23 protein-coding genes and 3 pseudogenes are annotated in these 22,499 nt (G+C 60.7%); 21 read left to right on the top strand and 5 right to left on the bottom strand.

Features of this window, described 5'->3' with window-relative positions:
• Positions 1-2: 2 nt before the first annotated feature.
• Together AQUI_RS0105050 and AQUI_RS27225 are read left to right on the top strand one after the other, a co-directional pair.
• On the top strand, positions 3-3,131 hold the full coding sequence (locus AQUI_RS0105050; protein WP_027256537.1) for an efflux RND transporter permease subunit: 3,129 nt from the start codon (positions 3-5) through the stop codon (positions 3,129-3,131).
• 554 nt (positions 3,132-3,685) lie between these two features.
• Positions 3,686-4,879, top strand: coding sequence for a tetratricopeptide repeat protein (locus tag AQUI_RS27225; RefSeq protein WP_342665617.1), 1,194 nt, complete (start codon positions 3,686-3,688; stop codon positions 4,877-4,879).
• Positions 4,880-4,926: 47 nt separating this feature from the next.
• On the opposite strand, the gene AQUI_RS0105040 is transcribed toward AQUI_RS27225, so the two are convergent.
• Positions 4,927-5,430, bottom strand: coding sequence for a hypothetical protein (locus AQUI_RS0105040; RefSeq protein WP_027256536.1), 504 nt, complete (start codon positions 5,428-5,430; stop codon positions 4,927-4,929).
• Positions 5,431-5,922: 492 nt separating this feature from the next.
• Here AQUI_RS0105040 and AQUI_RS27220 point away from each other — a divergent pair, with 492 nt between their 5' ends.
• From AQUI_RS27220 to AQUI_RS30610, 10 genes and pseudogenes are all read left to right on the top strand, one after another.
• Positions 5,923-6,753, top strand: a complete 831-nt coding sequence (locus tag AQUI_RS27220; RefSeq protein WP_051371823.1) for an SDR family NAD(P)-dependent oxidoreductase — start codon at positions 5,923-5,925, stop codon at positions 6,751-6,753.
• Positions 6,754-6,948: 195 nt separating this feature from the next.
• Positions 6,949-7,794 (top strand): annotated as a pseudogene (locus AQUI_RS27215) (haloalkane dehalogenase); the annotation flags it as partial.
• 127 nt (positions 7,795-7,921) lie between these two features.
• The gene (locus AQUI_RS0105020) at positions 7,922-8,341 is read left to right on the top strand and encodes a group III truncated hemoglobin (RefSeq protein WP_027256534.1); all 420 of its coding nucleotides are present in this window, start codon (positions 7,922-7,924) and stop codon (positions 8,339-8,341) included.
• A gap of 73 nt (positions 8,342-8,414) precedes the next feature.
• The gene (locus AQUI_RS0105015) at positions 8,415-9,155 is read left to right on the top strand and encodes a DUF2189 domain-containing protein (RefSeq protein ID WP_027256533.1); all 741 of its coding nucleotides are present in this window, start codon (positions 8,415-8,417) and stop codon (positions 9,153-9,155) included.
• Positions 9,152-9,442, top strand: a complete 291-nt coding sequence (locus AQUI_RS0105010; RefSeq protein WP_027256532.1) for a TehB-like domain-containing protein — start codon at positions 9,152-9,154, stop codon at positions 9,440-9,442. The genes AQUI_RS0105015 and AQUI_RS0105010 overlap by 4 nt, the downstream gene beginning before the upstream one ends.
• Positions 9,432-11,054 (top strand): cytochrome-c oxidase, cbb3-type subunit I, encoded by a 1,623-nt coding sequence (ccoN, locus tag AQUI_RS0105005; protein ID WP_027256531.1) that lies wholly within the window; start codon positions 9,432-9,434, stop codon positions 11,052-11,054. The genes AQUI_RS0105010 and ccoN overlap by 11 nt, the downstream gene beginning before the upstream one ends.
• Before the next feature lie 5 nt (positions 11,055-11,059).
• Positions 11,060-11,791: a cytochrome-c oxidase, cbb3-type subunit II gene (gene ccoO, locus AQUI_RS0105000; protein ID WP_027256530.1), complete on the top strand. Its 732-nt coding sequence runs from the start codon at positions 11,060-11,062 to the stop codon at positions 11,789-11,791.
• Positions 11,788-11,955, top strand: a complete 168-nt coding sequence (locus AQUI_RS0104995) for a cbb3-type cytochrome c oxidase subunit 3 (RefSeq protein ID WP_027256529.1) — start codon at positions 11,788-11,790, stop codon at positions 11,953-11,955. Before ccoO ends, AQUI_RS0104995 begins: the two co-directional genes overlap by 4 nt.
• Entirely contained in the window at positions 11,946-12,818 is an 873-nt protein-coding gene (gene ccoP, locus AQUI_RS0104990) for a cytochrome-c oxidase, cbb3-type subunit III (RefSeq protein WP_027256528.1), read from the top strand. Before AQUI_RS0104995 ends, ccoP begins: the two co-directional genes overlap by 10 nt.
• Complete coding sequence (locus AQUI_RS30610; protein ID WP_156916775.1) at positions 12,805-12,969, top strand: hypothetical protein; 165 nt, start codon at positions 12,805-12,807, stop codon at positions 12,967-12,969. The genes ccoP and AQUI_RS30610 overlap by 14 nt, the downstream gene beginning before the upstream one ends.
• 57 nt (positions 12,970-13,026) lie before the next feature.
• Here AQUI_RS30610 and AQUI_RS0104980 read toward each other — a convergent pair whose 3' ends face one another.
• Entirely contained in the window at positions 13,027-13,491 is a 465-nt protein-coding gene (locus AQUI_RS0104980) for an RrF2 family transcriptional regulator (RefSeq protein WP_027256527.1), read from the bottom strand.
• A gap of 106 nt (positions 13,492-13,597) precedes the next feature.
• Here AQUI_RS0104980 and AQUI_RS0104975 point away from each other — a divergent pair, with 106 nt between their 5' ends.
• From AQUI_RS0104975 to AQUI_RS31805, 6 genes and pseudogenes are all read left to right on the top strand, one after another.
• Entirely contained in the window at positions 13,598-14,107 is a 510-nt protein-coding gene (locus AQUI_RS0104975) for a cupredoxin domain-containing protein (RefSeq protein WP_027256526.1), read from the top strand.
• Positions 14,108-15,568 carry a cbb3-type cytochrome c oxidase subunit I gene (locus AQUI_RS0104970; RefSeq protein WP_027256525.1) on the top strand — a complete coding sequence of 487 codons (1,461 nt, stop codon included), beginning with the start codon at positions 14,108-14,110 and terminating at the stop codon, positions 15,566-15,568. It begins immediately after the preceding gene.
• The gene (locus AQUI_RS0104965; protein ID WP_027256524.1) at positions 15,568-16,167 is read left to right on the top strand and encodes an SCO family protein; all 600 of its coding nucleotides are present in this window, start codon (positions 15,568-15,570) and stop codon (positions 16,165-16,167) included. The genes AQUI_RS0104970 and AQUI_RS0104965 overlap by 1 nt, the downstream gene beginning before the upstream one ends.
• Positions 16,164-16,724: a hypothetical protein gene (locus tag AQUI_RS0104960; RefSeq protein WP_027256523.1), complete on the top strand. Its 561-nt coding sequence runs from the start codon at positions 16,164-16,166 to the stop codon at positions 16,722-16,724. The genes AQUI_RS0104965 and AQUI_RS0104960 overlap by 4 nt, the downstream gene beginning before the upstream one ends.
• A 6-nt stretch (positions 16,725-16,730) precedes the next feature.
• Positions 16,731-16,940: a hypothetical protein gene (locus AQUI_RS31810; RefSeq protein ID WP_245596860.1), complete on the top strand. Its 210-nt coding sequence runs from the start codon at positions 16,731-16,733 to the stop codon at positions 16,938-16,940.
• Positions 16,913-17,733: pseudogene (locus AQUI_RS31805) on the top strand (formate/nitrite transporter family protein). Before AQUI_RS31810 ends, AQUI_RS31805 begins: the two are co-directional and overlap by 28 nt.
• Before the next feature lie 195 nt (positions 17,734-17,928).
• Here AQUI_RS31805 and AQUI_RS0104950 read toward each other — a convergent pair.
• The 3 genes and pseudogenes from AQUI_RS0104950 to AQUI_RS0104930 form a co-directional block, all read right to left on the bottom strand.
• Positions 17,929-18,255 (bottom strand): hypothetical protein, encoded by a 327-nt coding sequence (locus AQUI_RS0104950; RefSeq protein WP_156916774.1) that lies wholly within the window; start codon positions 18,253-18,255, stop codon positions 17,929-17,931.
• Between the two features lie 154 nt (positions 18,256-18,409).
• Positions 18,410-19,151: pseudogene (locus AQUI_RS29735) on the bottom strand (transposase).
• A gap of 199 nt (positions 19,152-19,350) precedes the next feature.
• Positions 19,351-20,379, bottom strand: a complete 1,029-nt coding sequence (locus AQUI_RS0104930) for a LacI family DNA-binding transcriptional regulator (protein ID WP_027256519.1) — start codon at positions 20,377-20,379, stop codon at positions 19,351-19,353.
• Positions 20,380-20,510: 131 nt separating this feature from the next.
• On the opposite strand from AQUI_RS0104930, the gene AQUI_RS0104925 reads away from it, so the two are divergent.
• From AQUI_RS0104925 to AQUI_RS0104915, 3 genes are all read left to right on the top strand, one after another.
• Positions 20,511-20,696, top strand: a complete 186-nt coding sequence (locus tag AQUI_RS0104925; RefSeq protein WP_027256518.1) for a hypothetical protein — start codon at positions 20,511-20,513, stop codon at positions 20,694-20,696.
• 23 nt (positions 20,697-20,719) lie between these two features.
• Complete coding sequence (locus AQUI_RS0104920) at positions 20,720-21,865, top strand: TRAP transporter substrate-binding protein (RefSeq protein ID WP_027256517.1); 1,146 nt, start codon at positions 20,720-20,722, stop codon at positions 21,863-21,865.
• A gap of 112 nt (positions 21,866-21,977) precedes the next feature.
• Complete coding sequence (locus AQUI_RS0104915; protein WP_027256516.1) at positions 21,978-22,490, top strand: TRAP transporter small permease; 513 nt, start codon at positions 21,978-21,980, stop codon at positions 22,488-22,490.
• Positions 22,491-22,499 lie beyond the last annotated feature (9 nt).

The following is a 22,499-nucleotide window of genomic DNA, read 5'->3' as shown; positions in this document are numbered from 1 at the left end:
CCATGGAGACGTATCTGTACCGCCGCCCCCGTATTCTGGTCCTGGCGCTTCTGGTCATCGCTTCGCTAGGGGTAATTGCCTTTCAATCCATCGGTCGGCAGGAAGATCCAACGATCACCAATCTTTTTGCAACGGTGATAACGCCTTATCCCGGAGCCGATCCAGCGCGGGTTGAAGCTCTGGTTACAGAGAAAATCGAAGCGGAACTGCGCGAAATCCCGGAAATCGATGTGATTTCTTCGGTGTCGCGGACAGGAATTTCAACTGTGCAGATCGAGCTGTCCGACTTCACTCCGGATGCTCGGATCGAACAGGTCTGGTCGGAAGTGCGCGATGCGCTGGCCGACGCCGGGCGAGAACTGCCCCGCGGCGTGCCGGAACCGGAATTCGACAACGACCGGGTTGGTGCCTTTACGATGCTGGCCTCTATCATGGCTGCTGGCAGCAGAGAGGCAGCACCGGGTATCCTTGGCAGGTATGCAGAGGACCTTCAGGAGCGCCTGCGCCAAGTTCCCAATACCAAGCTGGTGGCCCTGTACGGCGAAGCAGAAGAGGAGATTCGCGTCGAGGTTGAGGCGAATGCGCTGGCATCTCTGGGGCTGACGCCTGGCGCGGTGGCGAGCCGTATCGCGCAGGCCGACGCCAAAGTGCCGGCCGGGCTGGTCCGTGGCAGTGCCTCTGACTATCTGGTTGAGCTGGCGGGGGAGATTGACGGTCTGGCTCGGATCCGGAACATCCCGCTGCGGGCCGGTGCAGCCGGGCAAGCGGTCCGGGTTGGCGACGTTGCTGCCGTGCTGCGGACCGAAAGGACGCCAGCTGCGGCGCTGGCTTATGTCAACGGCCGGCGAGCGGTGCTGGTTGGCGCCAAGATCGAGGATGACCGGCAGGTAGATGTTTGGGCCGGCGCAGCCCGAGCGGAAATCGAGGAGATGAAGGCTGACCTTCCTGGCGGCTTGCATCTTGAGCTGCTGTTCGATCAAAGCAGATATACCGCACAGCGTCTGACCGAAGTCGCGGTGAATATGGCCGTGGGTGTGGCTCTCGTGATTGCGGTCCTGTTCGTGTCGATGGGCTGGCGCTCGGCTCTGATTGTCGGTGCCATGCTGCCGCTGACCAGCCTGATGTCTCTGACAGTTCTTGAGAAGCTGGGCATGACCATCCATCAAATGTCAGTTACCGGGCTGATTGTAGCGCTGGGTCTCCTGGTCGATGCAGCCATCGTGACCACAGATGAGGTCCGTCGGCGGCTCCAGGCGGGGGTTCCGGCGCAAGCCGCCGTCGGCGGCGCCGTGCGGCGGCTGGCGCTGCCGCTTTTGGCCTCGACCGTCACCACGGTTCTGGCCTTTGTCCCGATGATGGTGCTGCCTGGGCCGCCCGGCGACTTTGTTGGTGCAATCGCAGTCTCGGTTATCGTCATGCTGGTCTGCTCGCTGCTGCTGGCTCTGACAGTCACTCCCGCCATCGCGGGACTGGCGCTGAGAGACGAGCGCGAAGGCCAGGCATGGTGGCAATCAGGGATCCGGAGCAAAGCAGCCGGCCGCCTGTTTGATGCGAGCCTGGCCGCGGCGCTGAGATGGCCGCGGCTGGCAATGGTGTGTGCTGCGGCGCCGGCCATTGTGGCGTTCCTGTCCTTTCCAACACTTCGTCCGCAATTCTTTCCCGAAGTGGATCGCGACCAGTTCTACGTGCAGGTGGAATTGGCTGACGGCAGCGCAATCGAACAAACACGGGACGCGGCGATTGCTGCCGGTAAGGTTCTGAACCAGGTCGAAGGTATTACCCAGGTTCAGTGGGTAGTGGGGCGCAGTGCCCCTGCCTTCTACTACAACATGCTGAACAACAGGGACAATGACGCGACCTTTGCGGAGGCGCTGGTGACAACAGATTCACCTGAGGCGACGGCCCGGATTATTCCGGAGTTGCAAAGAGCGCTGGATACCTCCTTGCCGCAAGCGCGGGTACTGGTACGCGGTCTGAAGCAAGGGCCCCCTGTTGATGCTCCGCTTGAGCTGCGGCTTGTCGGACCGGACCTGGAAGTGCTCCGCGCCCTGGGCGAGGACGCCCGTGTGCGGATGGCCGGTGTGGACAGTGTGATTCACAGCCGAACAGTGCTGGCCGGCGGAGCCGCAAAGCTGCTGTTCGACCTTGATGAGGACAAGGTGCGGCTTGCAGGGTTGAACCTGAACGATGTGGCTGCGCAATTGCAGGGTTTTTCAGAAGGTGCCTTGGGCGGGTCTCTGATAGAAAGTGCCGAGGAACTGCCGGTGCGTGTGCGTTTGTCCGGCCCGGAGCGGGCTGCGGCTGACAAGCTCGCGGCGCTGCAGATTGTGCCTCCCGGGTCCCAGGCGCTGGCATCTGCTAATCCGGGCATTCCGCTGCTGGCGCTCGGCGGGCTGCGGCTGGAACCCTCTGACAGCCCGATTGCCCGGCGCAACGGCGAGCGCGTGAACACGGTGCAGGGGTTCCTGGCTCATGGCGTGCTTCCGGATGTGGCCCTTTCCGAGTTTCAGGAGGTCTTGGACAAGGATCCAATCGAACTGCCACCTGGCTACCGTATTGAGTGGGGCGGTGAAGGGGACGCACGGGCGGAAACAATCCGCAATCTCATGTCGGTCATGGGGCTGGTGGTCGTGGCGACGGTTGCTACGATTGTTCTGACCTTCAATTCATGGCGACTGAGCGGTGTGGTCCTTGTGGTGGCAGGTCTGTCGATGGGGCTGAGCCTGCTGCCGCTGGAGGTTTTTTCTTATGCTTTCGGCATCCAGGCGCTGATCGGGGTGATCGGGGCAATCGGAGTGTCGATCAACGCAGCGATCATCATCGTGACTGCCCTGCAGGAAGACCGGGCAGCTTCGCGTGGAGACCGGGACGCGATCCGTGGTGTGGTGATGCGCTCCAGCCGCCATATCATCTCAACAACGATCACGACTTTCGGGGGGTTCCTGCCGCTTATCTTGGCCGGGGGCGGGTTCTGGCCGCCGTTCGCTGTTTCGATTGCCGGGGGTGTGCTGCTGTCTTCGATCGTCTCGCTGTACTTTGTGCCGCCCGCTTTCAGCCTGCTTGCAGGACGGAAGCCGCGCGCCGGAGTTGTGCCGGTGCCGGCGGCGGGCTCGCCGGTGGCGGCCGAGTAATCGATCCGGCTTGAACCGCATCCGCTGCCTGCAGCGGCGGGCAGCGCTGGGGCTGGAGCAATGGATGCCAAGCCCAGGAATTGGTATAAGGCTTTGCGACGCCTTAAGTTGGAGATTGTGCGATTTCAGAGTGGAGCGAAGCAGATGCAAAGCTGATACGCGATCAGCTCAAGCGGATTCTCGAAGCCCCGGAGTTTGCGCAAGGGCCACGGCAGAAAAGGTTTCTAAGCTATATCGTCGAGGCCGTGCTTGATGGGCGCGATGCAGAACTTTCTCAGTTTTCTCTTGGCGTAGATGTCTTTGACCGCGATGCCTCCTTCGATCCGGCAATCGACGCGATTGTCCGGGTGGAAGCTGGGCGGCTCCGGTCAAAGTTAACCGAATACTACACCGGGCGCGGCCTGAGAGACGCCGTACTGATCGACTTGCCGAAAGGCGGCTACGCGCCGCGTTTGCGGGTTCTGAGGCGGGAACCGGAAAGCGCGCCGCAGCCGCGGATCCGGCTTACGATTTGGGCTTGGGCTGCGCTCATGCTGCTATGCGCCTTGGCTGGCATGGTTTTGTTGGTTGTCCAATGGAGGGCAGATGAGCCTGCCCGCCGGCTGGCCCGGGGACCGCAGCCCTCCATCGCCGTCCTGCCGTTCGACAATATGGGCGCAAGGCCTGAGCAGGCGTATTTCAGCGACGGCATCACCGAGGACATCATAACCGATCTTTCGATCATTCCTGGGCTGACAGTGATCGCACGGTACTCCACGTACGCCTACAAGGACCGGCCCGTTACTATCCGCGACGTGGCACGCGATCTTAACGTATCACATGTCCTGGAGGGCAGTGTGCGCAAGGAGGGCAGTATGTTGCGGATCACGGCCCAGTTGGTTGACGCGGCCTCTGGAGCCCATGTCTGGGCAAGTCGGTATGACAGGAGCACCGGCGATGTGTTCGCGGTGCAGACCGATGTCGCCCGAAAGGTGGCAGCTGCGCTTGAGATTGCCTTGACGCGGCAGGCGGAAGCCCAGCTGGCCCGTCGCGGCACATCTAGCATCATCGCTCAGGATGCCTATCTGCAAGGCCGGGAGAGCTTCTACCAGTTTACCCAAGCTGGAGTGAACCGAGCGGTGGAGCTCTTTGGCGCATCCATCCAAGCGGATCCTGAATTTGCTGACGCTTATTCCTGGAAGTCACGCGCCCTTGTCTATGCTTTTATTGCGGGATTTGTAACGTCAAAGTCTGAGACAATCGGCAACGCCATTGAACTTGCACGTAAATCGACCCGCCTAGATAGCTCGTTGCCGATGGGGCATGCAAATCTGGCTTGGGCGCTGCGCTGGGACGGGCAATACGAAGCTGCGGCGGAGGCAATCGGTCAGGCTGTGGCGCTCAACCCGAACTTCGCTGAAGCATATGTTTGGCAGTCGCTGATCTTATCTGCACTGGGCAGAGGCGATGAGGCATTGGCGGCAATTGAAAGAAGCATGGCTCTCGACCCGCATTATGGCGTGACTTCAATCTTTGCCTATGGGCGGGCGCAGCTGGCGCTTGGCAGGCCGATGGCAGCTTTGGGGGCATTTGATCGCGGTATCCGGCGCAATCCGGTGTTTCTTCCCAACTATGTTTTCAAGGTCCATGTGCTGGAGCTGTCGGATGATAAGGCGGCGGAAACAGCGCGCCAGGCAATGGAGGGAATTAACCCTGGTTACGCCGCGAGCGCGGCCTATCGGTATTACTTGGAAGAACTGCTGCAATAGTCTCTGGCGCCTGTAGGTTCCTGCGCCAGAGACTTTTATTGGCCGGGTCAGCCTGTCTGTGCTGTGCTGCCTGGCTGCGCGGTTGGTGCGCCTCGGATCAACCGGGCGAAAATCATCACGTGAGTGACCAAAAGAACCGGCACGATGAACGTCGGGATAAACCAGGTTACGCCAAGCTGCGGTATTGCTTCAGCCTGCCGCAGCGCATTGACCAGATCAATTAAGCCGATGAGATTGAAGATCCAGGCAAAGCCGATGGCGACTGAAGCCCCTGAGCGAAGCAGGAGGAAAGCGAGCAGGGCAAACACCGCACTGGCAAGGTCGCCATAAGCCGCAGCTGCGGCGAAGTCGCTTGGTAAAGCGTCGCCAACGAGACCTGGCACCTGAAAGCTCATTCCGATGTGGCGGATAGTGTGCGGCAGAACAAGAATGGCCAGGGCAGCGTGGTGTGAAAATCCCGACAGCCACGGGGCGATGTAAACCCGTGCGATTACTGAGACAACAACAATACTGAAGATCAGCTGAAGTCCAAAGATGGCTTCCAGTGGCATGGTGTTTCCTTTCCTTGAGGGGCTGCTCCTATTCCGGGCAGCAGATGCCCGCAGGCACCGGATGGCTCAGGTGCAGCGTGGACCATTGCGAACAGGGATATTGTTGGGGCTAAGGTGGACGGTTTGTAGTTTAAGGGAGTTAGTAACGGGTAATGCGGCTTGGTTTCCCGCCACTGGGCGAGCTGCCGGTGCCAAGTACCTGAGAGGGCAGACTGAACTCCATACTGCATGCGATATCACTCAGATGCGGCATAACCATCTGAAAACGTGGTGGTAAATTTTAAATCTTGATGATTTTGAGCAAGAATGCGGCCTGCCGTTAACGGTTAGTAACTTCGGTTTCAGGCGCCTCAGCCCCCATTCTTCTATCTGAGCGGAACCCCTGTTCACCAGTCGCCGTTCGCACCGTTTGGAGCGGCGCAGAGCCGACCCGCCGAAGCGTCTTGGGTTCCGCTTCGGGGGGCAAATATTTTGCATCCAGGAGGCTGCACCATGGCAAAGCAGAAACGGATACTCACCCAATACGGGCCCTGGGCGGTCGTCACAGGCGCTTCATCCGGTATCGGCAAGGCAATAGCCGCCTATCTGGCGGCCGAAGGCTTTGACCTGATCCTGGTTGCGCGGCGCGGAGGTCACTTGAGCGCCTTGGCGGAACAGTTGTTGGCGCAGCACAAGACCGATGTACGTATCGTCGTCGCCGATCTGGCAACTCATGCCGGAGTACAATCGGTGCAAGATGCGGCAGCCGATCTAGAAGTAGGTCTTTTGATAAATAACGCAGGCCGGGAGGATTCGGGTCCGTTCCTTAGCAGCAGTATTGATGCTGCGCTTATGACGCTGGATCTTAATGCGCGCGCCCCGCTTCTGCTCTCCCACCATTTCGCGCAAGACATGGCGAAGAGGTCGCGTGGCGGCATCGTGTTCCTTTCCTCGATTGTTGCCTTCCAGGGCGTACCCCTGATCGCCAATTACGCAGCAACAAAGGCCTACGATTTGATCCTGAGCGAAAGCTTGGCAGCAGAGCTGGAGCCGGCGGGTATCGATGTGCTCGCGATTGCGCCGGGATTCACCGACACCGAGTTGTCGCCGGATTTTGAATTTTCGGGAACAAAGTTTAAGCCAATGGCCCCGGAAGCGGTTGCTGCGGCGATCGAAGCGATCGGGCGCCATCGCCTGGCTGTTCCAGGGAAGGGAAATTCTCTGCTTTACCACCTGAGTAAACGTCTGATGAGCCGCAAGGCAGCCACTCGGGCCTTTGGCAACGTGTTTCGGACCGTGCTGAGAAACAAACTCCGTCACCCTTCGGAAGAAGACGCGGCATAACAGGACAGAAACGATGATGAGAGAGTTCTTCAAACACGCCGCAGGCACGCTGACTGCCGGGGTTGCGGCCACTGCGCTTTTGCTGCCTGCCACGTCGGCTGCGTCGGCTGCGTCGGCTGCGTCGGCTGCGTCGGAAGCCCTGGTGCCCAGCCGTCCAGTATCCGCGGAATTTCCCTATGAAAAAAGGCTGCTGAAGTTCTGGGCGAACGTATCGCATACATAGATGAGGGCAGCGGGCCGGTAGTGTTGTTATTGCACGGCAATCCGACTTCGTCTTACCTTTGGCGCAACATCATCCCTTATGCCGCCAAGAACCACCGTGTTGTTGCGCCGGACCTCATCGGAATGGGGGACAGCTCAAAGCCGGACATCAACTATACTTTTGCAGATCACGTGCGCTACGTGGACGGTTTCATCGAGGCTATGGGGCTGCGTGATATCACCTTAGTTGTCCACCGTTGGGGCTCGGTTCTAGGCAGGAGATACGTCCGGCGGAACCCGGAGAAAGTAAGGGCAATTGCCTTTATGGAGGTTCTGGTCCCGCCTGGTGTGCCTGTTGCGAGCTATGATGCAATGGGTCCTCTCACTGGCGGGCTTTTCCGGGCTCTCAGAACACCAGGGCTGGGTGAGTCGATGGTTCTTCAGCACAACTTCTTTGTTGAAACCGTGCTTGGCCGAATGGGCTCGGGGCGGACCTTGAGTGAAGCGGAAATGCTGCACTGCAGAGCGCCGTTTGCCGCCGTAAAGGACCGCCTTCCGACACTGGCCTGGCCACGCCAGATCCCGATTGCGGGAGAGCCTGCCGATGTCGCAGCGGAAATTGAGGCCAATGGAGGCTGGCTCTATTCATCGGATATTCCCAAGCTTTACTTTCATGCGCAGCCGGGAGCGCTGATGCCGCCACCTGTCGCTAAGTATGTGATCTCGAATGCATTGAACCTCACCCATGTCGACCTTGGCTCTGGGTCGCATTTTTTGCAAGAATCCAGTCCGCATGAAATCGGAGCAGCATTGGAAAAATGGCTGCTGGCGTTGGAGTAATAAGGTTAACTGGAGGCGCCGGGTCAGTGGCCCGGCACTTTCCATGATCCCTTTGGTACTATAAATACGACTTTACAATGCCTATTTCAAGATACATGAATGCTGCATGCATGTATGGAGTAGTGCCATGAAGGATTCGCCGCACAAGCAGCCCTGGATGTTCGAGGTGACAGCCGAAGAAGTCGCTCAGCTTGTCAGTTGTTTCTATGCCCGAGTCCGTGCGGATGCGGTGCTGGGGCCGGTGTTCAATCCGGCCATCAGCGACTGGTCTGCGCATGAGGAAAAGATTGCAGCCTTCTGGCGCGGGGCGATCCTGCGGGAACCGGGCTATGACGGCAATCCGATGCAAATCCACCTGGCCAATCCGGAGATCAGGCCAGAGCACTTCCCGGTCTGGCTGGCCTTGTTCCGCGAAACCGCGGAGCGGGAGCTGGGGCCGGAAACTGCCCGCGCCTTCGCCGCTTTGGCAGACCGGATCGGCAAGGGGCTGTCCTACGGGCTGGAGAATTTCCGGCGCGAAGCGGACGCGCCGCCGGTGCTCTCGTGACCCGGATGTCAGGGGCAGGGGGCAAAATGTGCTATGCTCACGGTACAGGCCGCAGGTGCGGGGGATAGCAGACATGCCGGATCCACTTTATTCCAAGGCCCGGGTCATCGCAGAGCCGCCTGCCCGTGTTGTGCGGCGCTGGCTGGCGGCAGGCTGGGCCGACCTGCGCCGCAATCTCGGATATTCACTGTGTTACGGCTGCGCGCTGGTGCTTTTGGGCTGGCTGGCAGTCTGGCTGCTGGCCGCCACAGGCACCGGCTGGATGCTGCTGCCGCTGCTGGCGGGCGGGGTGCTGGTAGGGCCGGTTGCCACGGTCGGCTTGTACACGGTGGCCCGCGGGCGGAGCGAGGTCGCCTCGAAAGGCCAGATTGCGCTGGTGGGCGCCATCCTGATGGTCTTTGCCCTGACTTGGATCCGGGCGGCGACAGTGCTGTTCGCCATCGTCTATGGCCTCAGACCCTTTGCCGGCTTCATTGAGACACTGGTGCTGATGATCAGCACGCCGGCGGGCTGGATGCTGCTGATTTCCGGGTCCTTGACCGGCGGGCTGTTTGCGGCGCTGGGGTTTGCGGTCTCGGCCTTCTCTTTGCCGATGCTGGTGGAGCGCCGGATCGATGGCTTCTCCGCCATGGGGCTGAGCTTCAACGCTGCCACCCATAACTTCCGGCTGTCGGTCTGGTGGGGGGCGGCGATCACCCTGCTGACCGGGCTGGGAGTGCTGACCGGCCTACTGGGGCTGGCGATAATCTTTCCGCTGCTGGGCTACGCGACCTGGCACGCTTACGCAGATTTGTTTCATGGAGAAGCAAGATGAATGAGGCCCTTCCTGAAGGCTCGGTGCATTACGCTACCTCGCGTTTCAACGAGCATACCCTGCCGGAAAAGCTGCGCACGCATCACAGCACCAAGTCGGGGGTCTGGGGGCGGCTGGCGGTTCAAAGCGGGCAGTTACTGTTTCGCCGTGAAGGCAAGGCGGACCTGTTGATAAAGGCTGGCGAGGCTGCCGTTTTTGCGCCGCAGGAGGTGCATTCGGTGGATGCGCCTGGCCAGGTGGAATTCGAAGTCCGCTTCTTCCGGCAGGAGGCCCCCGATGCTGCGTAGAATTCCCCTGGAAGATACCGCCATCCTGAGTGTTCTGGGCCTGGTGCTGCTGGCCGGGCTGGCCATCCTGGGCTGGGGCGTGCCCGTGGCCTATGTGCTGCATGGCTGGCTGATTGCGCTGACGGCGGGGTGGGGCATCATGTGGATGCTGAACCGCATCAGCGAGGGGCCGGCCGGGGTTCCCATGGCCTATAATGACAAGGTGATCCGCTTTGGCGTGATTGCGGCGCTGATCTGGGGCATCATCGGTTTTGCGGTCGGCGACATTCTGGCCTGGCAGCTGGCCATTCCGTCGCTCAATGGCGATATGTCCTGGTCCAACTTCGGACGGCTGCGGCCGGTGCATACCTCCGGCGTGATCTTCGGCTTTGGCGGCAACGCGCTGATTGCCACCTCGTTCTACGTGGTGCAGCGGACCTCGCGGGCGCGGCTGGCCAGCGAGACGCTGCCCTGGCTGGTGTTCTGGGGCTACAACCTGTTCCTGGTGGTGGCGGCATCCGGCTATCCGCTGGGCATCACCCAGTCCAAGGAATACGCCGAGCCGGAATGGTATGCGGACCTCTTGCTGCTGGTGGTCTGGGTCGGCTATCTGACCCTCTACCTCAGGACCCTGGCCCGGCGGGCGGAGCCGCATATCTATGTGGCCAACTGGTATTACCTCGGCTTCATCGTGGTGATTGCGATGCTGCACACGGTGAACAACCTCTCGGTGCCGGTGTCGATCGCCTACCCCAAGAGCTATTCGCTGTTTGCAGGCACTCAGGACGCGATGACGCAATGGTGGTACGGCCACAACGCGGTGGGTTTCCTGCTGACCGCCGGCTTCCTCGGTATGCTCTATTATTTCCTGCCCAAGGCGGTGAACCGGCCAGTTTATTCCTACCGGATGTCCATCGTGGGCTTCTGGGGGATCACTTTCCTCTACCTCTGGGCCGGCTCGCACCACCTGCATTACACGGCGCTGCCCGATTGGGTGCAGTACCTGGGCATGACCATGTCGATCATCCTGCTGGTGCCCAGCTGGGCCTCGGTCTTCAACGGCATCCTGACCATCAACGGCGCCTGGGACAAGGTGCGCACCGACCCGGCGGTGCGGTTCATGATGGTGGCAATCCTGTTCTACGGGCTGTCCACGTTTGAAGGCTCCTTCATGGCGATCCGCCCGGTCAACTCACTCAGCCACTATACCGACTGGACCGTGGGCCATGTGCACGCCGGCGCCCTGGGCTGGGTCGCCTTCATCACCTTTGGCGCGATGTACAAGATGGTGCCCTGGGTCTGGAAGCGCGACGGCGTCTATTCCCTGAAGCTTGAGGCCTGGCACTTCTGGCTCGCCCTGTCCGGCACGCTGATCTATGTCGGCGCGATGTGGAACAGCGGCATCACTCAATCGCTGATGTGGCAGACCTATGATGCCGATGGCGCCTTCCTCTATTCCTTCCTCGATAGCGTGATTGAAATGCACCCCTATTATGCCGCCCGCGCGGTGGGCGGGCTGCTCTATCTGATAGGCGCCTGCATCGGCGCCTACAACATCTACATGACGGTGAGCGGGCCGCGCAAAACTCAAGTTCAGCAAACCGGGCCGCTGTCCCGGCAGCCTGCGGAGTAACGCCCATGAGCACCAAGCATCAAAAGCTCGAACGCCACTCCCTGGGGTTTGCCATGGCAATCCTGGCGGTGGCCTCGATCGGCGGTATTGTAGAGATCGCGCCGCTGTTCACCATCGAGAACACTGTCGAGGAAGTTGAAGGGATGCGCCCCTATACACCGCTGGAGCTGGCCGGCCGCGACATTTATGTGAGGGAGGGGTGTTATGCTTGCCATAGCCAGATGATCCGTACCCTGCGCTCTGATGTGGAACGCTACGGCCACTACAGCCTCGCGGCAGAGAGTATGTATGATCACCCGTTCCAATGGGGGTCAAAGCGTACCGGTCCGGATCTGGCGCGGATCGGTGGCAAGTATTCGGATGCCTGGCATGTGGCCCATCTGGAAGCGCCGCGAGAGCTGGTCGAAGGCTCCGTGATGCCGGGCTATGCCTTCCTGTCGCAGACCCGGCTGTCGACCGGCCATCTGCCTGCGTCGCTGAAGGCGCTGAGCCGGGCCGGGGTGCCTTATACGGACGCGCAGATCGAAACCGCCGAAAAGGATGCGGCCCGGCAGGCGGATTTCGAGCAGAACTACGAAGGCGAGCTGCAGGAGAGCTATGGCGAAAACGTGCAGGTGCGCGACTTTGACGGCCAGCCCGGGCGTCTCACCGAAATGGACGCGCTGGTCGCCTATCTGCAGATGCTGGGCACCCTGGCCGACCTCGACTCGCTGAACCCGGAGGAGAGCTACCGATGACACATGATGCAGTTCTGGTTTTCTCCAAGACCTGGGGCGCGATCTACCTTCTGACCGTATTCCTGGCGGCGGTGGTCTGGGTCTACTGGCCCGCGCGGCGCCGGATGTATGACGATGCGGCCCAGTCTCCGCTGGACGGGCGGGAGGACCAGCCATGGCGGTGAGGGAAAAGGATCCGGTCTCCGGCACCGAGCTGACCGGCCACGAATGGGACGGTATCAAGGAGATGGACACGCCGGTGCCATGGGCCTCCCGCTGGGCGCTGTGGATCAGCATCGCGGTGTCGGTGCTGTTCTGGCTGCTCTACCCGTCGTTTCCTGCCGTCACCGGCTATGCCAAGGGGCTTCTCGGATATTCCTCGCGGGCAGAGGTGACCGCAGCGGTGGCGCAGGCAGAGGCGAGGCGCGAGCAGGCCTTTGCGCCTTTTGCGTCGGAAGACATCGAAGCACTGGCCGCCGACCCGTCGCTGGAGGCGCGGTACAGCAGCGCCATTTCCAAGCTTTACGCCGACAATTGCGCGGCCTGCCACACGGAGGATCTGCAGGGGCAGACGGGCTTTCCAAATCTGGCGGACGCACATTGGCTCTGGTCCAGCACCCCGGAGGAGATCGAATACACCATCCGCTATGGCATCAATGCCCTGCATGACGACACGCGGATTGCCCAGATGCTGGCCTTCGGGGGTGATGGGATGATCGAAAAGCCGCAGGTCGGCCAGGTAACGGAATTTGTGCTGTCGCTGTCGGGGCTTGATCACAATGCCGAAGCGGCTGAAGCGGGCAGTGTGGTCTTCGAAGAAAACTGCGCCGCTTGCCACGGTGACGACGGCCGTGGCGGTTATGAAAACGGTGCGCCGGATCTGGGCGATGGCCAATGGATCTATGGCAGCAGCCGCGAGGACATCCGCCGCAGCGTCTATTACGGCAGGCAGGGCGTCATGCCGGCCTGGGAGGGCCGCCTGAGCGATGCTCAGATCCGCATGCTGACGCTGTATCTGCTGTGGAATGCCGAAGATGCCCCAAGCTGAGGAAAACCCGCGTTTCCGCAGGGCCATGTATCTGCTGATACTGGCGCTGCTGGCAGGCTATCTGGGCTTCAAGGCCTGGCATCTGTCAGTGGCGTTTGAGGCCTGGGACGGGCAGGAGCTGGAGGGGGTGGTGTCCGGCGCTGCCAAGTAGGGCGGCCGGCTCTGCTGCCACGCCGTTGGAGAATATAATGCGCATATGTGTTGCGCATTATGCCGGTTTTGCAGTCTCTCTGTCTGCTTCCAGCGCGCGGATCAATTTTTTCATGCCGCGGTTTCCGTTCAGAACATCCTGCAAGGTCTTGCCGTCGAGCGCAGCAAAGAAGGCCTCCTGTGCCTCGTTCAGAACCGGCAGCAGCCCGCAGGCCGGGGTCATCACGCAGCAGCCGCCATCTTCCTTCATACACTCCACCAAGGGGGTGCCGCTTTCTGACTTTCGTAGTAGCGCGCCAATCGAGATTGCCTCTGGCGGAAGTGCCAAACGCATGCCGCCGTTACGGCCACGGACCGATTCCACATACGCCTCATGGGTCAGCCATTGAGAAATCTTGGCCAGGTGATTGAAGGGCAGTTTCTGCATCCCCGCAATCTCGCGGGTGGACATCAATCCTTCCTCATGCGTGGCGAGGTGGATCAGGATGCGCAGGGCGTAATCGGAAAACTTGGTGATCTGCATACGCGTTCATCCCACAATTAATATGCATTGAAAAGACGTATTTTGTTGACATGTATCGCCGCTCTCAATAATGGGCATCTCAAATACCTATTAAAGAGTGCGACACATGCAGCCAGTTGTTCTTTTAATCTCGCTGATCCTGATGGCGGCGCTGTCGGCGGTCTGTGTTCTGGCGGTGCGGGCGTCGCGTGGCCCGGCACCGGGGCCTGGCGCCAACGCAAAACGCACCGGGCTGATCTGGGCGATGACGATCCTGGGCGTGATTGTCTCCGTTGCCTCGCTGCGGGAGTGGCCGCACGCGCTGGCCGCCACCGGCGATGCGCTGGAGGTGAATGTCAGCGGCGGCCAGTGGTGGTGGGACATCGACACCACCGAAATCCCGGCAGGCAAGCCGGTCACTTTCAACGTGACAACCGAGGACGTGACCCACGGTATGGGCATCTATGACGATGATCTTACGCTGCTGACCCAGATCCAGGCGATCCCCGGCTACACCACGCAGATCACCTACACGTTCGAAGAGCCCGGCAGCTACCAGATCCTGTGCATGGAGTTCTGCGGGCTGGCGCATCACGACATGGTCAATGAATTCGAAGTTGTAGCGGTGGAGGAATAAATGAGCACTGCATCTGAACCTGTTGCGTCTGGGTGTGCCGCAGCTGAACCCCAGGCCGGAGCGGTCAAGCTGACGATGATCCTGGCCGGCGCGGTGTTTGTGCTGATGATGGTCTTCGGTCTCATCATGCGGGCGGCCCAGGGGCAGTGGATCGAGCTGGACCCGGCCCTGTTCTACCAGATCCTGACCGCGCATGGCGCTGGCATGGTTGGCACTGCGGCGCTCTCGGGCGCGGCTATTCTGTGGTACTTCAGCGGCCGCCATGTGGTGCTGACTGCCGGTATTTTCTGGGCGTTCCTGGGCCTGTTTCTGCTGGGTGTCGTGCTGATCCTGGGCGCGATATTCATCGGTGGCTTTGGGGGTGCGTGGACCTTCCTGTTCCCGCTGCCAGCCCTGTCCGGCGGCGCGTGGGAAGCTGGTGCAGCCGCAGCCTTCATGCTGGGCTATGTGTCGATCGGCGTTGGTTTCCTGCTGTACTATCTGGAGCTTGGCCGCCAAACCCATGAACGCTACGGCAGCCTGGCACGGGCGCTTGGCTGGAACCTGATCCTGGGGCGCGAGGATAACAACCCGCCGCCGCCGACAATCGTTGCAGCGGCAGCGGTCACCATCTTCAACTCTATCGGCATCATTCTGGGTGCCGCCGTTCTGGTGGCCAGCCTGGTGCATCTGCTGGTGCCGGGCTTTGAGGTCGACGCGCTCTTGGCCAAGAACCTGATCTATTTCTTCGGCCACGTATTCATCAACGCATCGATCTACATGGCGGTGACGGCGGTTTATGAAATCCTGCCGGAGTACACCGGGCGCCCGTGGAAATCGAACCGGTTGTTTGCGATTGCCTGGAACGCGGTGCTGGTCTTTGTGATGGCGGTCTACTGGCACCACCTGCTGCAGGACGTGGTCATGCCGCCCTGGATGCTGGTGGTGGGGCAGCTGGTCTCCTACTTCAGCGGCATTCCCCTGATTGCTGTCACCGCCTTTTCCACCTTCCTCTATGTGCGCGGGTCCAAGATGACCTGGGACCTGGCATCGTCGCTGCTGGTTCTGTCGGTGGCTGGTTGGTCGGTGGGGTCGATCCCGGCCTCGATCGACGGGATGATCAGCGTCAACAAGGTGATGCACAACACCATGTGGGTGCCGGGGCATTTCCACACCTACCTGCTGCTGGGCGAGGTGGCGATGGCCTTTGGTTTCATGGCCTGGCTGGTGCGCGGCAAGACGATCTCGGAGATGGGCGGGCTGGACCGAGCCGCCTTTGCCGCCTACCTGGCTGGCGCTGCGGGCTTCGTGACGGTGTTCCTGTTCTCCGGCGCCGCCTCAATCCCGCGCCGCTGGGCGGTGCATTACGAGGAATGGCTGACCCATGACCGTATCGGCACCGCGTTCAGCGTGCTGGTGGTGCTGGGCACCCTGGTCTTTGTGCTGCGCTTCGTGGCACGGCTCGGGCGGAGCGAGAGCTGATGCTGGCCCGTGTTCTCCCCCCGGTTCTCGCCGCTGTCATTGGCGGCGGGATTCTGTGGCAGGCCACAGACGGGGCGCAGGCCTTCACCAGCGAGGCGGCCCGGCGGCTGGATGTTGCCCGGTCGCCCCGCCCGGTCCCCGCGGTGATGCTGGAGGATATGACCAGCCGCCAAGTACCATTGCTGCCGCAAGCGGGCGAGGTTGTGCTGGTCGAGTTCATCTACACGGTTTGCGGCGACATCTGTCAGATCGCGGCGGCGGATTTTGCCGAGATCCGCGACCGGCTGCAGGCGCAGGGAGTAACGGCCCGGCTGATTTCTGTCAGCTTTGACCCGGAGCGGGACACGCCGGAGCAGATGGCCATTTACGGCGATGCCCACGAGGCGGATGGCGCAAAATGGACTGTTGCCCGGCCTGAAGAGAGTGACTTGGACGGGCTTCTGAAGCTGTTCGATGTAACAGTCATCCCGGACGAATGGGGCGGCTACCAGCACAATGCGGCAATCCATGTGATTGATGGCAGCGGCCGGTTCTCGGCTGTCTTTGATACCGATGCGGTGGAGGCGGTGGCCGCCCATGTGCATGAGGTGCAGCCATGAGGATGATCTGCTTGGGACTGCTCGCATTGGCCGAAGCCGTCGCTCTGCAGGAGGCGGCTGTGAGCAATCCGATCCAGCATGTGCTGTTGCAGATGCCCTTGCTAGTGCTGGCCGGTGCCTTAGCGGGCTGGCATTTGAAAGTGCCCCGCCACTGGGCAGTACCGCTGTTGCTGACGGCGCTCACAGCCTTTCTGTTCTGGATGCTGCCGCGCAACGTGGACTGGGCGCTGACGCCTGTGGGAGAGCTGGCCAAACACACCACACAGCCGTTGCTGCTGGGATTGCCCCTGCGGCTGTCCTGGCCCTGGCTTGATCCCATTCTGCGCGGCTTCCTCAAGGCCAATGCGTTGTCGATGCTGGGCGTTCTGGGGTTCCTTTACACCCATGCGCCGGTGCGGATCTGCAATTCCTACCTGGTGTCCGCCCAGCAGGACTTGGGCTTTGCCTTCCTCTATCTCGCCGCGGCGCTGGCCTGCCTTTGGGCCTTCCCGCTGCTGTTCGGACAGCTGCGAAGTATGCCGGTTGGCACGGCGGGGTGCACCAAATGCGGAGTTTGATCTGAAATGGCCTATGCCGATACTGTTCCGGGCTTTGCCAAAGTGGCGCGAAACAAGAGCGCCAGCCTGCGGGGTGATCCGCTGGCCTTTCTGATCCTGGCCCTAAAGGCCGGCGCCTTTGTCGGCGCGGGCATCCTGCTGATCTTCTCGGTCGGGCAGGGGGGGAGGGCGCCATCCGCCCCCTCGTCATGGGCGCAAGCTTCGGCATCGCGCTGACGCTAGTGGTGTTTGCGGGGACCGAGCTGTTCACTGGCCACACCATGTACATGACCCACGGGCTGCTGACCGGACAAAGCGGGTTGGGCGATCTCTTTCGCTGCTGGCGGCCTTGTTCGCAGCAGGCGGCGGCGGACTGATCCTGGGCGCGGGCGAGGACGCGCTGCCGTACAAGGTTGCAGCCAAGAAGATGCACGGAACCGGCGTACAGCTCTTTGCCAAGGCGGTGCTGTGCAACTGGCTGGTCTGCCTTGCCTTATGGTGTTCGGCCCGGGGCAAGGATGACGTGACCAAGTGCATCGTGATCTTCTGGTGCCTCTACGCCTTCATTGCTGCCGGTTTCGAGCACAGCGTGGCCAATATGACGGTGTTTTCGGTGGCGCTGATGTCGGATCACCCGGACAGCATCTCCCTGGCCGGTGCGGCCTATAACCTGGCCTTTGTCACCCTGGGCAATACTTTTGCCGGCGCGGTGATCATGGGCTGGGGCTACTGGCGCGCAGCTTCCCGCCCGCGGGCGGAAGCTGCTGCTGAACCCCGGTCAGCTGCAATTTCCCGCTGTATAGGTGTGACGAGCAAGGTGTGGCGGCAATGTATGGCGCTGCCTTCGGTTTGCTCCCGCATCTTGTGTGAGAGACGTGCCAGGAACGCCGGAGAATTAAGCCCGTATGCACTCGATTTCAAAGCCACGGTAAAGGGCTGCGCCCACCTATTTGGTAAGTTTTCATGTCTGCTTGCTGGAAGGGCGCAATTGCGCCTGCAACATCTGATCCAGGGAACGAAGGTCACTTAATGCTCTGCCCCAAAAACCGCTGCAATTGGAGGGAAACTCCGTTTTCGAAACGCCGCATCGCTGGACTGTGGTGCAGGAAGCCTCCAGCAATGGCATGTTTGCGTTGGGCGCAACGGTTGATTTTGTTGTGATGTCCTAAGCTCATAGTGTCCGTTCACTTCACAATTTTGCCGTTACCTGTGCATTTCTATGCAGCTATACATTTGCGGAGAGGACCGGTAGAATACGGCGGTTGCCTGTTCCCGTAACCAACACTAATTCTCCATACATATCAAAGGCTTCGGATGAACCGCCCGGGGCCTTCTTCGTATTTAGGCCTTCCACACCCGCCGCATGAAGCAACAGCCCAGCCAGATCGCCCTCAAGGGTCAGACCCAGGCCAGTGCCCTCCGCCGCAGGCGGCAGTACGATCCGCTCCACCAGCGCCTCCTTGGCTTCTTCCATGCCTTCGGCGGACCTAAGGCTCCGGATCAGCCGCGACACCCGCTCCCGGTAGGCCTCCGCCATCGACGGGTGAAACACCACCGTGTCCGGTGAGTAGCCCCCCTTGAGTGGTCCAAATTGAAAGTTAGTGCATGGTTGGCCTTTGGTCCATCAGGACGATGGCCTCTGGCGCAGGCGGGTGGTAGCCCGGAGGGTAATCCCCCCATTTTTGCGGGGGCTTGGTCATAGTATTTTACGCGGCCAATCTTAGTTTCTGTGCAGGTGTCATCCCGCCGTTGCCCATGTTGGGGCGTTCGTTGTTGCAGGACCACAGCCACCCGGTGGCAATCTGCTGCACCTCCTCGATGCTTTCGAAGATGTAGGGGCCAAGCCATTCGTGCCGGACCGTCCGCTTGCAGCGCTCGACATAGGCGTTCTGCTGAGGCTTTCCGGGCTGGATGTAGGCCAGGGTGATGCCCCTGTTCTCAGCCCACTCCATGAGCGTTCCGCTGACATGCTCCGGGCCGTTATCGACTCGAATTGTCCTGGGTGCGCCGCGCCATTCGATGATCTGGTTCAGCGCGCGTACAACCCGCTCAGCCGGTAGCGAGAAGTCCACCTCTATGCCCAGCACGTCTCGCTGATGCCGAACGCCCGGCACGCCAGCGCGATGCTGACCCCCTTCATCGCCACCGCTTTCACGGCCAACTCTCGGCGCTGAGCCGACCGTATCATTTTTTTCCAAGAGCCTCCTTCAGCAAGTCGTTCTGCATGCTGACGTCGGCGGACATGCGCTTCAGCCGGCGGTTCTCCTCGGCCATTGCCTTCATCTCGCTGATAAGGCTGGCAACCATGCCACCATACTTGGCGCGCCATTTATAGACGGTGGCGCTGCTCATGCCGTGCTCCCGGCACAGCCCGGACACCGGCACCCCATGCTCCATCTGCTGCAGGATGCCCATGATCTGGGCCTCAGTGAAACGTGTCTTCTTCATCGGAAACTCCTCAGTCATCCTGCCGAGAAAATTCCACTTCCGCATCCCCCTAAGATCGGGGGATTACCCGTTGAGTTGGAGAGATTCATATGAACCGATAAATGTGACGGCGATTCTGGATACTGGTCAGTGTCCACGTGCCAGAGCTGCCGTCAAAAGGCGCGTTTCGATTGCTCGAACCTTTCCTGCGTGATTTTTCCTATGAACAATAAGAGGGCTCTGCCAGTGAGTGGCGGATAACAAGCTTCGTATTAATGCAGACCGACCGGCCTTCCGATTTGCCTTCAACCATTGCTGTAAGTTCGAGCGCCGCCTTGCGGCCCATTTCCCGATGAGGAACATGAACGGTAGTCAGGGCAGGGCTGACAATCCCTGCCAATTCGATGTCATCGAACCCCGTCACCGAGACCTGCTCCGGCACTTGAATTCCCAGTCTGTGCGCCTCGCGCAGGGCACCGGCGGCCAGAACATCGTTGCCGCACATGACCACCGTTGGGCGTGGCGCCAGGGCCATTAGCCGCCCAAAGGCTTCGGCGCCCATATCAATTTCATAAGGCGTTTCGATCAGCGTCAAGGTGGCGGAGTCTAGGCCGTCCGCCTCCATCGCCTGCCTGACGCCTTCCACCCGGCTTTTCGCCCGGTCGTTACCCTGTGTCACCCCCGAGATCATGGCGATCCGCCGGTGGCCGGCCGCAATCACGCTCCGCGCCAGCTCCCCCATGGCGCTTGTGTTGCTGAAGCCGACAGACGGCCGCTGCGCCTCCGGGTCGTAGGACCAGGCAATCAGTGAAGGAACCTGATGGCACTCCAGGTACGCATAGATATCTGCATCGCGTTCATGCCCGATCAGCAGCAGCCCGTCGGCACCGCGGGCAACCAGGGTGCGGATCTGTTCGCGTTCGGCCGCGGGATCATAGGCCGAGCTGGACACCAGCAGCGTATAGCCGTCTTCGCGCAGCTGATCCTGAAAGGCCTGCAAGCCCCGCGCAAAGATCGCATTGTCCATGGTCGGGATAATCGCTCCGATGGTGAAGCTGCGCTTGGCCGCCATCACCCGGGCCGCGAAATTCGGCGTGTAGCCCAGTGATTCGACCGCATGCATGACCCGCTCACGGGTTGCCTCGATCACCTGCTCTGGAGAATTCAGGCAGCGGGAAACCGTGGCGGTCGAAACACCCGCCGCCTTTGCAACATCGTTAAGTGTCGGAGCTGAACGGGTTTTTCCCATGTGATGCCTGCCAATCCTTTGCCCTAGGTCATAACACAAAACGCAGCCGTTGCCATCCACCCATGTAAACGCTTGCATTGTTGATGTAAGCGCTTACAAATGGTGTTGGGATAATAACTCGGGATCTATTGATGTTTCTCTTCGCTGCAGTGGCTGTCTTTGCCGTGTTCTTTACCAATGTCGCCTTGGGCGCCTTTGGCGGCGGCAGTTTTCTGAGTGACGTTGGAGAGATGGTGGTCCTGTTTGCAGCCTCGATCCTGTTTGTGGCTGCAATTCTCAAACGAGAGGCTGACCAGAAAAACAAAAACGGCGGCTGACTGAAATCCAAGGGAGGAAGACAATGACGAATGGCAAGGATGGCCTCAAATCTGCTGAGCGCCGCAATTTTCTGAAACTGGCCTCAACCGGCTCCTTCACCGCCGCGCTGGTGGCCGGTGCAGGCGGCATGCTTTGGTCGTCCGAGGCAGTTGCGCAGACTGCCAAGGAGGAAAAGGAGCGTGAACGCGCGGCAGAACATATCATGACTGTGGCCACGGCATATGTGCTGGGCGCGTCGCGCAGCTATCCGATCATGCAGCTGGACCTCAAGGAGAACATCCAGAACGCCACCAACGGCAAGATCTATGTCAAGCTGGCCCCGGGCGGCCAGCTGGGTGCAGGCGGCGCGCTGGTGCAGAAGGTTCAGGGCGGCACCATCCAGGCGGCACAGCATTCGCTGTCGAACTTCGCGCCTTTTGCCTCTACCGTTGACCTGATCAACATGCCCTACCTCTGCGGCTCCAACCAGCGTTTCACCAATCTGGTGAACTCCGATTTCTGGAAGGCCGAAGTGCATCCCAAGGTGGAGGCCAACGGCTTCAAGGCGCTGTTTTACGTAAATATCGACCCCCGCGTGGTGGCTGTGCGCAAAGGTGGCAATGCGGTGATGTCGCCCGGCGACATGTCCGGTGTAAAATTCCGGGTGCCGGGATCGAAAATGCTTCAGCAGTATTACCGCATGGTCGGCGCCAACCCGACACCGGTGGCCTGGGGCGAAACACCCTCGGCGATCAAACAGGGGGTGGCGGATGCGCTCGACCCGTCCGTCGGCGCGCTTTATGTCTTTGGCTTCAAGGACATCCTCAGCCATGTGACCTTCACCCAGGCGGTCCCGGACAGCCAAGTCTATTCATGCAATCTGGAATGGTTCAACTCCCTGCCTGCCGACGTGCAGGATGGTGTGATGTGGGGCGCTGAACTGACCGCGCATCAGAACCTGGCCAAAGTGCCCTCCGCCCGCGGCTATGCGATGGCAGAGCTTGCCAAAGCAGGCGTGGAATTCCATGCGCTGAACGGCGACCAGCTGGGCGAATGGCAGGAGGCCGGCGGCTACCAACGTAGCGAATGGGATCCCTTCAAGACCGAGCTGGCCGGATCGATGGACAATTTCGCCAAGCTGGAAGAGGCCGCCGGCACGCAGGGCAAATACTACGTCCACGACGCCTGAGCCGGTCAGGGACGCGGGGCCAAAGCCCAGCGCCCTGCCCTTATGACAACAGCCGCCTTCGCAGCAGCCCGCCGGGCTGGCTGCGGGGCGTGCCTGAACCTTGGGAATGGCAATGAACATCCTGCGGACAATAGATAAGAACGCAGAGCGCTGGCTGCTTCTGGTGTTCTACGTGATGCTGGTCATCACCATGGCGATTGAGGTGATCAGGCGCGAGCTGTTTGCCTTTTCCTCGATCTGGGGGGAGGAGATAGTCCGCTATTCCTTCATCTATCTTGCCTGGATCGGCGCCGCGGCTGCGGTCAAGGAACGCGCCCATATCCGGATCGATGTGCTCCTGCATTATCTCGGCCCGCGCCCCAAGGCTCTGATGTATATCTTCGGCGACCTGGTGATGTTCGTGGTTGCCCTGATCGCGCTCTACTGGTCGTTTGAAACGGTTCTGGTCTCCGCCAAATTCGGCTCTGTCAGCCACGGGCTGCGCATCTCCATGGTCTGGTTCCTGATGGCGGTGCCGGCGGGCTTTGCCCTGATGACCTGGCGCCTGCTGCAATCCTTCCTGCGCGACTACCGCAGCCTTCGCGACGGCACCCCCGTCTTCGAAGGCGACAAGCTGTTTGATTGAGGGGCTGAG

Origin of the sequence: Leisingera aquimarina DSM 24565 (genome assembly GCF_000473165.1) — a bacterium.
Taxonomy (GTDB): domain Bacteria; phylum Pseudomonadota; class Alphaproteobacteria; order Rhodobacterales; family Rhodobacteraceae; genus Leisingera; species Leisingera aquimarina.
This window is presented reverse-complemented; position numbering and strand designations above follow the sequence as displayed.